Origin of the sequence: Nocardia sp. NBC_01327, assembly GCF_035958815.1 — a bacterium.
Lineage (GTDB): Bacteria > Actinomycetota > Actinomycetes > Mycobacteriales > Mycobacteriaceae > Nocardia.
Genome location: NZ_CP108383.1, coordinates 1926155 through 1939655 on the forward strand (window position 1 = coordinate 1926155; position 13501 = coordinate 1939655).

Here is a 13501-nt window from a genome sequence, read left to right on the forward strand (position 1 = left end):
GGAACGCGGGATCGGTGACAGTTTCATAGAGTTACGGCGGCTATAGCGGTGGGGAAACGCCCGGTCCCATTCCGAACCCGGAAGCTAAGGCCACCTGCGCCGATGGTACTGCACTCGACAGGGTGTGGGAGAGTAGGACACCGCCGGAACATCATTCGCGAAACCCCCTGACTTCGGTCAGGGGGTTTTGTCGTTTCTGTACCCTTGCGCCCCTTCGGCATTCGCTGGAGGGGTTTTGTCATATCTGCCTGTTTGAACTGCCCGGATCGGGGCATTCGGCGTTTATCCGGTCCTGTTCACAGAATCTTCTCGAGCAACTGCTAGGCAGCGCAGAGGGGTTCCGTGGATCATGGAGTGGAGTCGTAAGGAAGGTAGACGCATGGTGCTGATGTCCGCTCCGGACGCTGAGCTGTCGCTCGATTCGGTCGAGCTACCGCGTTCGCGCTGGCGTCGCCTGTTCCTACCGGTGACTTACAGCTATGCGGCCGTACTGGTTTCGGTGACGATCATGCTCTCCGTACTCAGTGAGGCGACGCAGAACCGGGTGGTGCTGCATGCCAGCACGAATCTGCACAATCTGTGGCGCGGCCGGTTCGGGACCCTGCTGTCCAGTGCGCTGGTGATCGGCGACGGCTGGAATGCCGCGGTGGTCATCATCCCGCTACTGATCTGTCTGCTGGTGCTCGCCGAGAAGCGCTTCGGTGCGGTCCGGCTGCTGTGGATCTTCTTCGCCGGCCATATCGGTGCGACGCTTCTGGTGGCCGCGGGCCTGTGGGTGGCGGTCGCGGCGAACTGGCTGCCCTTCGATATCACCCAGGTCGCGGATGTCGGTGTCAGCTACGGCGCCATCGCGTTGATCGGATCCTTCATCGCCGTGGTGCCGGCGCGCTGGGTGCCGACGTGGGCGATCGTCTGGCTGATGGTCGCGGTGACCGGTGTGATCATGGGCCGCACTTTCACGAATGTCGGTCACCTGGTGGCGGTGTCGATCGGTCTGGCGGCCGGGTACTGGCTGGTGCGTTCTGGCCGATCCGAGCTGCGCCGGCTGCACGGGTGGGAGGCGGGTTTGCTCGTTGCTGCCTCGGTGCTCGGCTATGTCGTGCTTGTCGGTTGATCTCTACTGTTCGCTGCAGCTCACAGCGATTTAACGAAACCAGAACACAGCGCTGGGACCATTAGCCCCGAAGATGGAAGCCGCGGAGCGTAAGCCGCGGTTTCGGATTGAGGGAGATGCTCATGGTCGAGATTTATATGGCCGAACGAGCATCACGCCGTTGGCTGCCGGTGACTGTCGGATATGTCTTCCTGCTTGTTGTCATCACCATGGTGCTGGCCGCAGACAACGAGTCCGATGCGGAGCGGGTGATCGCACAGTCCAGTACCAATCTGCACAATCTGCTGAACGGCCATGTGGGAACGCTGTTCTCCAGCGCCTTCGTCATAGGCGATACGGATTCGGCGTTGACGAGCGTCCCGCTGTTCGCCTGCCTGCTGGCACTGGTGGAATTGCGCCTGGGCGCACTGCATACCGTGCGCATCTTCCTGACCGGCCATATCGGCGCGACTTTGGTGGTGGCCGTTGGTCTTTGGGTCGCGGTGTCACAGCACTGGCTGCCGGCGAGCGTCGATTTCGCGGAGGATGTCGGCATCAGCTACGGCGCCATGGCGCTCTTCGGCTCGCTGGTCGCGCTTGTCCCGGAGAAGTTCCAGGTCGTGTGGGCCACGGTGTGGCTGGCGATCGCGGTGGAAGGCGTGGTCGGTGGCGAGACCTTCACGAATGTGGGGCATCTGGTGTCGTACTGCATCGGTCTGGCGATCGGTGTGGTGATGATCAATCGCGGTGTATCGATGCGGCACCGGCCGACGGCGCTGGACCTGGTCCTGCTGTCCTGCGCGGGTTTGCTTGCGGGCACCTTCATGTCGGCGTGACCCGGGGCGTCCCCTAGAGTGCTTGGGTGCGCCTTGTGATTGCTCGATGCCAGGTCGATTACGTTGGCCGTCTGACCGCCCACCTCCCGATGGCTCGCCGCCTGCTCCTGATGAAGGCGGACGGCTCGGTGCTGGTGCACTCCGACGGCGGTTCCTACAAACCGCTGAACTGGATGAGCCCGCCCTGCTGGATGGAGGAGCGCGTCTCGGAAACGGATGCGGCGCAGCAGCTTTGGGTGGTGACCAATAAGGCCGGCGAAGAGCTGCGCATCACCGTCGAGGATATCGAGCTCGATTCCAAGCATGAGCTCGGCGTGGATCCGGGACTGATCAAGGACGGCGTCGAGGCGCATCTGCAGGAGTTGCTGGCCGAACACATTCACACCCTCGGCGCCGGATACTCGCTCATTCGCCGCGAGTACATGACCGCCATCGGCCCGGTGGACATCCTGTGCCGCGATGCCGACGGTTCGACGGTCGCGGTGGAGATCAAGCGCCGCGGTGATATCGACGGCGTCGAGCAGCTGACCCGGTATCTGGAACTGCTGAACCGTGATCCGCTGCTCGCCCCGGTCGCCGGCGTCTTCGCGGCCCAGCAGATCAAGCCGCAAGCCAAGACGCTCGCCAACGACCGTGGGATCCGGTGTCTGACACTGGACTACAACGCGCTACGCGGCACCGAGAGCGACGAATTCCGGCTGTTCTAGGGTTGAAGCATGCCCCGCCGGAAACCCCGCCCCAAGGATTCCCAGGCGCGGTCCCACGGGGACCGGCGTCCCCTGGGTGATGTCTTCGGCCGCACGGAGGACGGTCCCGCCGGCGACGAGACCTATATGGTCCGCACCATCCCCGGCAATCGGGCCACCAAGATCTACCGCTGCCCCGGCTGCGACCACGAAATCCCGCCCGGCGTAGCCCATATCGTCGCGTGGCCCGCCTACGGCGGCGAGGACGACCGCCGGCACTGGCACACCGGTTGCTGGAAGGGCCGCCACACCCGGGGCATCACCCGCCGCTGGTCCTGACGGCCCGGGAGCGGTCCGGACCCGGAATTCGGTACGTGGACAACGCTTCCGGCGGTGTACGGGCCGATGAGGGCATTAGGAAGGCCGCCCCCAGTCGGGAGCGGCCTTCAGGTTTACGGGTGTCGCCCGGTATGGGTATTAGCCGGAGATGTCGGCGTTCTCGCGCTCTTCGTCGACGATGTCGTCTTCACGGGAGTCGGAGATGGCCTTGCGGCTGCCCTTGTTCAGCGAGCGCTGCTCGGGGGCGCCGTCGAGCAGTTCGCTCTCACGGTTGACGGCGGCGAGCATGGCCGGGACGGAGTCGAGCTGGCCGCGAATGCCGAGCAGCTGCGCGAGGACACGACCACGCAGGACGCGCATCTCCTCGGCAAGTTCCTTGGCGTGCGCGATCTTCCGATCGGCGGTGTTGGTCGCCGAGGAGATGAGGCGGTTGGCCTCGTCCGTGGCGTCCTTGATGCGCTGGGCGGCCTCGGCGCGCGAGGTGGCCTCGAGCTCCTCCATGGCGCGGGTGAGCTTGGTGCGGCGCTCGGCCATGGTGACCTCGAAGTCCTGCTGCGCGGCCTTGCGCTTGGCCTCGGACTCCTTGGTGAGGCGATCGGCTTCGGCGTTGGCGGCCTCGACGATCTTGTTGGCTTCGGAGCGGGCGTTGGCGAGGGTCTGCTCGAACTCGATCTCGAGCGCCTCGCGCTTCTCCTTGGTCTCGGAGAGGAGCGATTCGTACTTACCGCGCATCTCGGTCGCCTGCTGCTCGGCGATCGAGATCATCTCGGCGGCCTCGGCCTGGGCCTGCGCGCGCACCTCGGAAGCCTCGTCGGAAGCCAGGCGCAGCATGCGAGAGATACGGTCCGACATGCCTTCCGCGGTGGTCGGCGGCACGGAGAGGCGGTCGACCTCCTTACGGAGCTCGTCGATCTCGTCGCGGGCGTCCTCCAGCTGGGCCGCCAGGTTGCGGGCCTGAGCAGCGGCGGCATCGCGGTCGGTTGCGGTGACCCTTAGCTCGGCGTCGAAACGGTCGAAGTAGTTACGCACCTCGTCACGGTCATAGCCCTTCCGCACGACGGTAAAGGGCAGTGCAACGAAGCGATTACGATCGGGCTCAGTGGACGACATGGCACACAAACTACAGCCTGTCGACCACTGATGGTGACCCGACCGCGAATGTTGTTACAGCCTCTTTAGGGTCGCTGATCTCGGTACTAGTGGGTAGTTTTCGCTGCCGGTTCGACGAGTTCGACCAGCACACCGCCAGCATCCTTCGGGTGGATGAAGTTGATGCGGGAATTGGCTGTGCCAGGGCGCGGAGCCTCGTACAGCAAACGCAAGCCCCGTGAACGCAGATACGTGGAGACAGCCTCGATATCGGTGACTCGGTAGGCGAGCTGCTGCAGGCCAGGACCGTTTCGGTCGATGAACTTGGCGATCGTGGAGTCCTCGTTGAGCGGTGCCAGCAACTGCAGGGCAACGGATCCCGCGGGCGCGGCCGCGTAGGACAGCATCGCCTCGTGCACACCCTGGGCGGCATTGATCTCGCGATGTGTCTCCACCATCCCGAGATTCTCCCGATACCAGGCGACGGCCGTATCGAGATCCGGAACCGCGATGCCGACGTGATCGACGGCGGTGATGTATTCGGCGGGGAGGAATTCGGTGTTCTCGGTGCTACTCACACCTCGAACGGTAGCGCGCACCTGGGGAAGGCCGCCCGGGTCGGTCGGGTTACCTTTGAGTAGGGCTCCGATGGTTGGCGGAGCCACGACATCCGACGTAAGCGAGGCACATCGTGACCACCACCGTCATCGTCTCCGGCGCGCGCACCCCGATGGGGAAGCTGCTCGGTTCGCTGAAGGATTTCAGCGGCTCCGATCTCGGCGGTATCGCCATCAAGGCCGCCCTGGAGAAGGGTGGGGTCGCCCCTGAGCAGGTCGATTACGTGATCATGGGCCAGGTTCTGACCGCGGGCGCCGGTCAGATCCCGGCCCGGCAGGCCGCAGCGGCCGCCGGGATTCCGATGGATGTCCCGGCGCTGACCGTCAACAAGGTGTGCCTGTCCGGCATCAATGCGATCGCCCTGGCGGATCAGCTGATTCGCGCCGGTGAGTACGAGATCGTGGTGGCCGGCGGCCAGGAATCCATGACCCGCGCGCCGCACATGCTGGAGAAGAGCCGCGAGGGCTTCAAGTACGGCGATGTCACCCTGCGCGACCATATGGCCTACGACGGCCTGCACGACGTTTTCACCGACCAGGCCATGGGCCTGCTCACCGAGCAGCAGAACGACACCGAAACCGTCACCCGGGCAGAGCAGGACGCCTTCGCGGCCGCTTCGCACCAGCGTGCCGCCGCCGCGTGGAAGAACGGCCTCTTCGACGACGAGGTCGTGCCGGTCGCCATCCCGCAGCGCAAGGGCGATCCGATCCAGTTCGCCACCGATGAGGGCATTCGCGCCGACACCACCGTGGAGTCGCTGAGCAAGCTGCGCCCGGCCTTCCGCAAGGACGGCACCATCACCGCCGGTTCCGCCTCGCCCATCTCCGACGGCGCGGCCGCCGTGGTCGTCATGAGCAAGGAGAAGGCCGAGTCGCTGGGTCTGTCCTGGATCGCCGAGATCGGCGCGGCCGGCGTGGTCGCCGGACCGGACTCCACCCTGCAGGACCAACCCGCCAACGCGATCGCGAAGGCCTGTGCGCGCGAAGGCATTTCGCCGACCGACCTGGACCTCGTCGAAATCAACGAGGCCTTCGCCGCCGTCGGCGTCGCCTCCACCCGCAAGCTCGGCCTGGACCCGGAAAAGGTCAATGTCAACGGCGGCGCCATCGCCATCGGCCACCCCCTCGGCATGTCCGGCGCCCGCATCGTCCTGCACCTGGCTCTGGAACTGAAGCGCCGCGGCGGCGGCATCGGCGCAGCCGCCCTCTGCGGCGGCGGCGGTCAGGGCGACGCGCTGATCATCCGCGTGCCCTGAGCACCGGCTGTTCCTAAGCGGTCGCGGAAGGGTGTGCGGCTCCTAAGCGGTCGGGGAAGGGTGTGCGGCTTCCCTGCACCCCTACTTCGGGGGAGCCTTCCCTCGCTCGCCCCTTGACTTGGGGGTCTGCGGGGGGAACCCCCCGCAATCTCCCCTCACGCCCGGAGGGTGTGTGACCCATCTCCACTACGGGCGGTCGTAGTCATCCTGCACAATGGGTGCCGTGGATATCTTCGATCTGAGCACCCTCGCGAAGCGGGTTCGATTCCTCGGCATTCTGGAAGCCTTCACCTGGGTCCTGCTGCTGACCGGTTCGGTCCTGAAGCGTCTGCCGGAGCCGATCACCTGGCCCGTGATGGTTTTCGGCATGCTGCACGGCATCGTGTTCATCCTGTACGCCATTCACTGCCTGCTCGCCTCGCGTGAGTTCGAGTGGGCGGGCAAGACCACGGGTCTGGCGCTGCTGTCCGCGGTGGTTCCGTTCTCCAGCTACTTCTTCGAGCGGTGGGCCATCCGCACCGGTCAACTCGGCGAATTGAGTGAGGCTGCGGCACCTGCCGCGGCCCGTTCGTGACAGACTGGATGTCGTGACTCGACCCGCACGACGCCCCTCTGCCGCCGCTGCCGCAATGTCCGGCGCGGTGGACCTGTCCAGCCTGAAGCAGCCGCCGGTGACCGACGCGCCCGCAGGCGGCCATGCTGTTTCCGAGGCCGATTTCGAGGCCAAGGTACTGCGCCGCTCCGCTGAGGTTCCGGTGGTGGTGGCACTGTATTCGCAGCGCAGCCCGGGCAGTATCGAATTGGTGAGCCTGCTGGAGCAGTTGGTCGGCGAGTCCGGCGACTGGGAGCTGGCCACCATCGAGGCCGAGGCGAATATGCGTATCGCACAGGCCTTCGGCGTACAGGGCATTCCGACGGTGATCGCGGTGGCGGCCGGTCAGCCGCTCGCCGATTTCACCGGTAATCAGCCCGAGGCGCAGGTCCGGCAGTGGCTGGCGGCGGTTCTGGACGCGGTGCGCGGCAAGCTCCCGGGCGTCGGCGAGGGCGAAGGCGAGCCCGAGGTGCCCGAGGATCCGCGTTTCGTGGCGGCCGAAGAAGCTTTGGAGCGCGGCGATTTCGATACCGCCGAGGCCGCGTACAAGGCGATTCTCAATGCCGAGCCGGCCAATGGCGAGGCCAAGGCCGCGCTGCGCCAGGTCCAGTTCATCTCCCGGGTGCAGAATCTCGATCCGGCGGGCATCGCCAAGGCGGACGCCGATCCGAGCGATCTGGACGCCGCCCTCGCGGCCGCCGATCTGGAAATGTTCAATCAGGAGCCGCAGGCCGCGTTCGACCGCCTCATCGGCCAGGTCAAGCGCACCGCGGGCGATGACCGCACGCGGGTCCGCACCCATCTGCTGGAGCTGTTCGAACTCTTCGATCCGGCCGAGCCGATCGTGATGGCCGCGCGCCGCAAGCTGGCCGCAGCCCTGTACTGAGATCGCCGCACATATCCACCGACAACTGCGCCCCTTCCGCAATGCGGAAGGGGCGCAGTCGTTTTCGAACAGCGCAGGCTCCCCGCAGTCGGAGTGCGGGGAACCGCCGCGCTACTTCGCGGGTGCGGTGGTGCCCGCGCTACCGCTGGTCAGCAGCTTCACCAGATCGGTGAGGGCCGAGGACGAGCCGGTGCCGGACGGATCCGGCTCGCCGACCGCGACGACGGGCTGAGCGGAGACGTGGTCGTCAGCGGTGGCCAGACCCGCTCCGGCGCCGATGACACCGGCGACGGCGGCGCTGACGAACAGGGCGATACCGAGCTTCTTCATGCAGATCCATTCCTATTCACAGAGATACTTGTGCGATGCGGCCGCCCCTCGAGTCGACTACAGCGCAACAACTTTCGGCAGACGGAAGTGTTCGGGGCCGAGGCATTGGGGGCCCGGATTTCTGTAACGAATGCCCCTGGCGGAGCCGATACAAAATTAGTAAGCTCGTGCGTATGATCTCATCAACATACACCGAACTTCTCGCAGCGGGACCCGAACTGGTGTCCCTCGACGCACGCGCGGTGCGCACCAGCATCGACGTGGTGTCCCGGCTGACCGCCGCGGACCTGGACGCTCCGACCCCCTGCGCCGGCTGGGCGCTGCGGGATCTGCTGGAGCACATGATCGTTCAGCATTACGGCTTCGCCGCCGCAGCGCGCGGCGAGGACGATATCGCGCTGTGGAAGCCGCAGCCCCTGGGTGATGATCCGATCGCCGAGTATCGTGCCGCGGCCGAACAGGTGCTGGACGCTTTCGCCGCCGACGGGGTGCTGGAGCAGGGCTTTCCGCTTCCGGAGGTGCGGGACGGCACGGTGCTGCCCGCACCCCTGTCGATCAGCTTCCACTTCGTCGACTACGTCGTGCACTCCTGGGATGTCGCCCGCGCGCTGGATCTGCCGGTCGAGTTCGACGAGGACGTGCTGGCGGCGGCTCTCGTAGTGGCGCAGGGGGTTCCGGACGGCGATATCCGGCTCGCGCCGAATTCGCCGTTCGCGCCGATCGTCCCGTTCGAGGGTTCAGGGCTCGAGCAGGTGCTCGCGCTCCTGGGCCGTTCGCCGCACTGGCCGCACTGATTCGGCGGGCTTGTCCGCGGGGACGAGCCACAGCGCGCTGCTCGGCGGCAGCGTGACCAGCGCGGAGGCCGGGCGGCCGTGCCACGGTTCGGCGGTCGCGGCGACCGCGCCCAGATTGCCTATTCCATTGCCGCCGTAGGCGATCGCATCGGTATTGAGCACCTCCAGCCACCGTCCGGCGGCCGGCAGCCCGACGCGATAGTCGCGGTGTTCGGCGCCGGAGAAGTTGTAGACGCAGGCCAGCATCGCGCCGTCCGCGCCGTAGCGCAGGAACGACAGCACATTATTGTCGCGGTCATCGGCGTCGAGCCAGGAGTAACCGCCGGGCGAGGTGTCCTGGCTCCAGAGCGCGGGCGTCGCGCGATACAGTGTGTTGAGATCGCGGACCAGTGTGTGAATGCCCTGGTGCAGTGGGTTTTCCAGCTCGTGCCAGTCCAGCCCGCGATCGTGGTTCCATTCGCGGAACTGCCCGAATTCCTGTCCCATGAACAGCAGCTGCTTGCCCGGATGCGCCCACATGTAGGACAGCAGCGCCCGCACCCCACTGGCCTTGGTGAAGTCGTCGCCGGGCATGCGCGTCCACAGCGTGCCCTTGCCGTGCACGACCTCGTCATGGCTGATGGGCAGCACATAGTTCTCGCTCCACGCGTAGGTGAGCGAGAAGGTGATCTCATTGTGGTGCCAGGTGCGGTGCACCGGATCGTGCTGCAGATAGCCGAGGGTGTCGTGCATCCACCCCATATTCCACTTCATGGTGAAGCCGAGTCCGCCGACCTCGGTGGGGCGGGTGACGCCGGGCCAGGTGGTGGACTCCTCGGCAATGGTGACCACGCCCGGATGATGTTTGTGCACAGTGGCATTCATTTCCTGAAGGAACGCCACCGCTTCCAGGTTCTCGCGACCGCCGTGGATATTCGGCTCCCAGTCCGGGCGCGAATAGTCGAGGTAGAGCATGGAGGCCACGGCGTCGACCCGCAGCCCGTCGATATGGAATTCCTCGATCCAGTACCGGGCATTGGCGACCAGGAAATTGCGGACCTCGTGCCGCCCGAAGTCGAAAACGTAGGTGCCCCAGTCGAGTTGCTCACCGCGGCGCGGGTCGGCGTGCTCGTAGAGGGCGGTGCCGTCGAAACGCGCGAGCGCCCATTCGTCGCGCGGGAAGTGCGCGGGCACCCAGTCGAGCAGGACGCCGATGCCCTTGCGGTGCAGATGATCGGTGAACCAGCGGAAGTCGTCGGGAGTGCCGAATCGCGCGGTGGGCGCGTAGTACGAGGTGACCTGATAACCCCAGGACCCGCCGAAGGGGTGTTCGGCGATCGGCAGCAGCTCGATATGCGTGAACCCCTGGGCGGCAACATATTCGGCGAGCTGCTGTGCCAGTTCGCGATAGCCGAGTCCGGGCCGCCAGGAACCCAGGTGCACCTCGTAGATGCTCATGGGCTTACGGGTCGGATCGTCGGTGTCGCGGGCGCGCAGCCACTGCTCGTCGCCCCAGCTGTAGTGGCTCTCGGTCACGACGGACGCGGTGGCAGGCGGTAATTCGGTCGCGAAAGCGAAGGGATCGGCGTGATCGACGGTGCGCCCGTCCGATCCGTGCACCCGGTACTTGTACTTGGTCCCCGCCCCGATGCCCGGCAGGAACACCTCCCACACCCCGGACCCGCCGAGCCGGCGCATGGGCGCGGTATTGCCGCTCCACCCGTCGAAATCGCCGATCACGGCCACACCCCGGGCATTCGGCGCCCACACCGCGAACGAGGTGCCGGTCACCTCCCCGTCGAGGGTGGGATAGCGCCGCGGATGCGCGCCGAGCACATCCCACAGCCGCTCGTGGCGGCCTTCCCCGAGCAGATGCAGGTCGAGTTCCCCGAGCGTGGGCAGGAATCGGTAGCCGTCGGCATCGATGACGGTGCGCCCGCCCGGATACGAGGTGACGATCCGGTAGTCCCACAGCTCGTGCAGCGGCGCCACGCCTTCGAAAACCCCGTGCCCGATATGTTCCAGCGGCTGATCGAGCTCGCCGATGCGCGCGAGCACCGTTTCGGCATGCGGCCGCAGCACCCGCAGGATGGTGCCGTCAGGATGCGGGTGCGCACCGAGCACGGTGTGCGGATCGGGGTGCGTGCCCGCGGCGAGCAGCAGCAGATCGCGCCGGTGCATCAGAAGGATCTTCGATAGGAGAGTCCGGCGCGCGCCGCGGCGGGCACCGGCGGCAGCACCAGAATGTGCGCGACCGCCCGCGCGGGGTCCAGTCGCACGTAATTGCTCTGACCCCAGTGGTATTCCTCGCCGCTGATCTCGTCGAACACCACCGGCTGCTCATGCCATTCGCGGCCGATGGCGGGCAGATCCAGCGAGACGTGACCCTGCTCGGGGCCGAACGGGTTGAGGTTCACCACGATCAGCACCGCATCACCGGTGGTGGGGTCGAATTTCGAGAAGGCCAGCAGCGATTCGCTGTCGGTGTGGTGGAAGTGGATGCAGCGCAACTGCTGCAGTGCCGGATGCGCGCGCCGGATCTCGTTGAGCCGGGTGATCAACGGCTCCAAGGATTCTCCGCGCGCGGCGGCCGCGGTGAAGTGGCGCGGGCGCAGCTCGTACTTCTCGGAGTTCAGGTACTCCTCGCTGCCGGGCTGCACGGCCTGATGCTCGTAGAGCTCGAATCCGGAGTACACGCCCCAGGTCGGGCCCAGCGTCGCCGCCAGCACGGCGCGAATGGCGAACATGCCGGGCCCGCCGTGCTGCAGGCTCTCGTGCAGGATGTCCGGCGTATTCACGAACAGATTGGGGCGGGCCTCATCGGCCTTGGCCGCCAATTCCAGGCCGAATTCGGCGATCTCGTGCTTGTGCGTGCGCCAGGTGAAATACGTGTAGGACTGCGTGAAGCCGCGGCGGGCCAGGCCGTACAGCCGTGCGGGCCGGGTGAACGCCTCGGACAGGAAGATGATGTCCGGATGCTTCCGGCGCACCTGCGCGATCAGCCACTCCCAGAAGTCGGCGGGCTTGGTGTGCGGATTGTCGACGCGGAATATGGTGACGCCCAACCCGATCCAGTGCCGCACCACCCGCAGCACCTCGGCGTACAGCCCGTCCGGATCATTGTCGAAGTTGACCGGATAGATGTCCTGGTACTTCTTGGGCGGGTTCTCGGCGAAGGCGATGGTGCCGTCCGGCAGGGTGGTGAACCATTCCGGATGCGCGGCCACCCAGGGATGGTCGGGCGCGCACTGCAGCGCCAGATCGATCGCCACCTCCAGGCCCAATTCCCGCGCGGATTCGACGAATTCGACGAAGTCCGCCGTGCTGCCGAGCGCCGGATGAATGGCATCGTGGCCGCCCTCGGCGGATCCGATGGCCCACGGTGAGCCCACATCCTCGGGCCCGGCGGTCAGAGAGTTGTTGGGCCCCTTGCGATTCACCCTGCCGATCGGATGGATCGGCGGCAGGTACACCACGTCGAACCCCATGGCGGCAATGCGCGGCAGATCCTCGGCGGCGGTGGCGAAGGTGCCGTGCACGGGCTTGCCCGCGGCATCCCAGCCGCCGGTCGAACGCGGAAAGAACTCGTACCAGGCGCCGTACAGCGAACGCTGCCGATCCACCTGCACGGAATACTGCCGCCCCTGCGTAACCAGTTCGCGCAGTGGGGTTTCGCGCAGGATCTCGCTCACCTCACCGCTGAAGGCGGGCGCGACCCGGGTGGGCAATTGCGCCTCACTGCGCAGCGCGGCGGCCGCGGCGCGCAGGGTCTCCCACTGCTTGCGGGGGACCTGCTGTGCGGCCCGATCCAGCAGTCGCGCACCGATTTCCAGATCATTGGCCAGATCGATCGCGCTCTGCCCGACCGCGAGTTTCGCCTCCACCGCGGCCCGCCAGCTCGCGAGCGGATCACTCCAGCCCTCGATGCGATAGGTCCACAGTCCGGGCTTGCCCGGGGTGAAGGTGGCATTGAACACATCGGGCTGATATTCCGGCGCCATGCGAATGCGCTGGGGTCGGGTGGACCCCGGCGCCCGCACCACGAGCGTGGCCGCCACGGCGTCATGCCCTTCGCGCCACACCACCGCCCGGACCGGGAACACCTCACCGACGACGGCCTTGGCCGGCCGGCCGCCGGGTATCGCGGGGGCGGTGTCATCGATGGCGATGCGGCCGGTCACCCGGTCGAACTTACCGGGTGCGGCCCCGCCTCGACGCCGCGACCTGCTACTGCTGGCCCGGTTTCAGCATGAGGAACAGGCCGTGCGCCTCGGCGCAGAGCCGATCACCGTCGTGCAGGGTGGCGCGGACGAAGACCTTGCGGCCCTCCACGCGCTCCACCCAGCCGTGCCACTGCAGCTCGGTGTTGAGCGGCGTGATGGACCGGTAGTCGACGTGCAGGAAGGCGGTACGGGTGACCGCGCGCGTGTTCACGGCCGCGGTCATACCCAGCAGATCGTCGAAGCCGAGCGCCACATGCCCGCCGTGGGCCGCGCCATTGCCACCGAGATGGAAGGTGCGGAAGGTGATTCGCGCGCGCACGCCGTCGCGGCTGACCTCGTCCACCAGATACGGGGGCAGCGTGATGTTGCCGCGCGAGGGCAGGTCGGTGCGGTGCCAGCTGGGCGCCGACCACTCGTCACCCATGACCGCGTCGAGCCGCTGATTGAGATCCTTCAGCTCCGCGATGGCCGCGAGCGCGATCTCATCGGTCGGATCGGCCAGCCGCACCCGGTCCATCAGCCCGCGCACCTGCTCGATGAACTCGCCGTAGTGCGGCCCACCCTTGGTGTTGTCGCGGCCAAGTTCCGCGATCGGCCGGAACCCACCCTCGTGATGCTCCTGGGAGGGAAGTGCCTCGACCTGCTGCTCGCTCATACAAGCACGTTAACGGTTGCCGCCCGGATGCTCCGGCCGGGGCTGTGTATAACGCACATTCCCACGCACCCGACCCCCACCCCACCTCGCCTCGCACCACCCGAACCCCACCCCAAGTTCGCGGCC

Annotated in this window: 14 protein-coding genes and 1 rRNA gene; 9 read left to right on the forward strand and 6 right to left on the reverse strand. The window is 66.6% G+C overall.

Annotated elements, in window-relative coordinates:
• Window positions 1–32 precede the first annotated feature (32 nt).
• From rrf to OG326_RS08340, 5 genes are all read left to right on the forward strand, one after another.
• Window positions 33–149: ribosomal RNA gene (gene rrf, locus OG326_RS08320) — 5S ribosomal RNA — on the forward strand.
• 230 nt (window positions 150–379) lie between these two features.
• A complete protein-coding gene (locus tag OG326_RS08325) occupies window positions 380–1114 on the forward strand; it encodes a rhomboid-like protein (RefSeq protein ID WP_327144019.1) in 735 nt (244 codons plus the stop codon).
• Window positions 1115–1236: 122 nt separating this feature from the next.
• Window positions 1237–1929 (forward strand): rhomboid-like protein, encoded by a 693-nt coding sequence (locus OG326_RS08330; protein WP_327144020.1) that lies wholly within the window; start codon window positions 1237–1239, stop codon window positions 1927–1929.
• Between the two features lie 26 nt (window positions 1930–1955).
• Window positions 1956–2636 (forward strand): endonuclease NucS, encoded by a 681-nt coding sequence (gene nucS, locus OG326_RS08335; protein ID WP_327144021.1) that lies wholly within the window; start codon window positions 1956–1958, stop codon window positions 2634–2636.
• Between the two features lie 9 nt (window positions 2637–2645).
• Window positions 2646–2954, forward strand: a complete 309-nt coding sequence (locus tag OG326_RS08340; RefSeq protein WP_327144022.1) for an ATP/GTP-binding protein — start codon at window positions 2646–2648, stop codon at window positions 2952–2954.
• 138 nt (window positions 2955–3092) lie between these two features.
• Here OG326_RS08340 and OG326_RS08345 read toward each other — a convergent pair whose 3' ends face one another.
• Window positions 3093–4064 carry a hypothetical protein gene (locus tag OG326_RS08345; RefSeq protein ID WP_327144023.1) on the reverse strand — a complete coding sequence of 324 codons (972 nt, stop codon included), beginning with the start codon at window positions 4062–4064 and terminating at the stop codon, window positions 3093–3095.
• 86 nt (window positions 4065–4150) lie between these two features.
• Window positions 4151–4621 (reverse strand): methylmalonyl-CoA epimerase, encoded by a 471-nt coding sequence (gene mce, locus OG326_RS08350; RefSeq protein WP_327144024.1) that lies wholly within the window; start codon window positions 4619–4621, stop codon window positions 4151–4153.
• A 113-nt stretch (window positions 4622–4734) separates the two neighbouring features.
• Between mce and OG326_RS08355 the strand changes: the two genes are divergently transcribed.
• From OG326_RS08355 to OG326_RS08365, 3 genes are all read left to right on the forward strand, one after another.
• Window positions 4735–5916, forward strand: coding sequence for an acetyl-CoA C-acetyltransferase (locus OG326_RS08355; RefSeq protein ID WP_327144025.1), 1182 nt, complete (start codon window positions 4735–4737; stop codon window positions 5914–5916).
• Between the two features lie 214 nt (window positions 5917–6130).
• On the forward strand, window positions 6131–6490 hold the full coding sequence (locus OG326_RS08360) for a DUF3817 domain-containing protein (RefSeq protein WP_327144026.1): 360 nt from the start codon (window positions 6131–6133) through the stop codon (window positions 6488–6490).
• A 55-nt stretch (window positions 6491–6545) separates the two neighbouring features.
• On the forward strand, window positions 6546–7394 hold the full coding sequence (locus tag OG326_RS08365; RefSeq protein ID WP_327146416.1) for a tetratricopeptide repeat protein: 849 nt from the start codon (window positions 6546–6548) through the stop codon (window positions 7392–7394).
• A 111-nt stretch (window positions 7395–7505) separates the two neighbouring features.
• Here OG326_RS08365 and OG326_RS08370 read toward each other — a convergent pair whose 3' ends face one another.
• Window positions 7506–7724: a hypothetical protein gene (locus OG326_RS08370; protein WP_327144027.1), complete on the reverse strand. Its 219-nt coding sequence runs from the start codon at window positions 7722–7724 to the stop codon at window positions 7506–7508.
• A gap of 173 nt (window positions 7725–7897) precedes the next feature.
• On the opposite strand from OG326_RS08370, the gene OG326_RS08375 reads away from it, so the two are divergent.
• Window positions 7898–8518 carry a TIGR03086 family metal-binding protein gene (locus OG326_RS08375; protein WP_327144028.1) on the forward strand — a complete coding sequence of 207 codons (621 nt, stop codon included), beginning with the start codon at window positions 7898–7900 and terminating at the stop codon, window positions 8516–8518.
• Here the strand turns inward: OG326_RS08375 and glgB are convergent.
• Genes glgB through OG326_RS08390 form a run of 3 tightly spaced genes read right to left on the reverse strand, consistent with a single transcriptional unit; the run spans window position 8462 to window position 13375 of the window.
• Window positions 8462–10678, reverse strand: coding sequence for a 1,4-alpha-glucan branching protein GlgB (glgB, locus tag OG326_RS08380; protein WP_327144029.1), 2217 nt, complete (start codon window positions 10676–10678; stop codon window positions 8462–8464). The genes OG326_RS08375 and glgB overlap by 57 nt on opposite strands.
• Window positions 10678–12678 carry an alpha-1,4-glucan--maltose-1-phosphate maltosyltransferase gene (locus OG326_RS08385; RefSeq protein WP_327144030.1) on the reverse strand — a complete coding sequence of 667 codons (2001 nt, stop codon included), beginning with the start codon at window positions 12676–12678 and terminating at the stop codon, window positions 10678–10680. The genes glgB and OG326_RS08385 overlap by 1 nt, the downstream gene beginning before the upstream one ends.
• Before the next feature lie 46 nt (window positions 12679–12724).
• Entirely contained in the window at window positions 12725–13375 is a 651-nt protein-coding gene (locus OG326_RS08390; RefSeq protein ID WP_327144031.1) for a PaaI family thioesterase, read from the reverse strand.
• Between the last annotated feature and the right edge of the window lie 126 nt (window positions 13376–13501).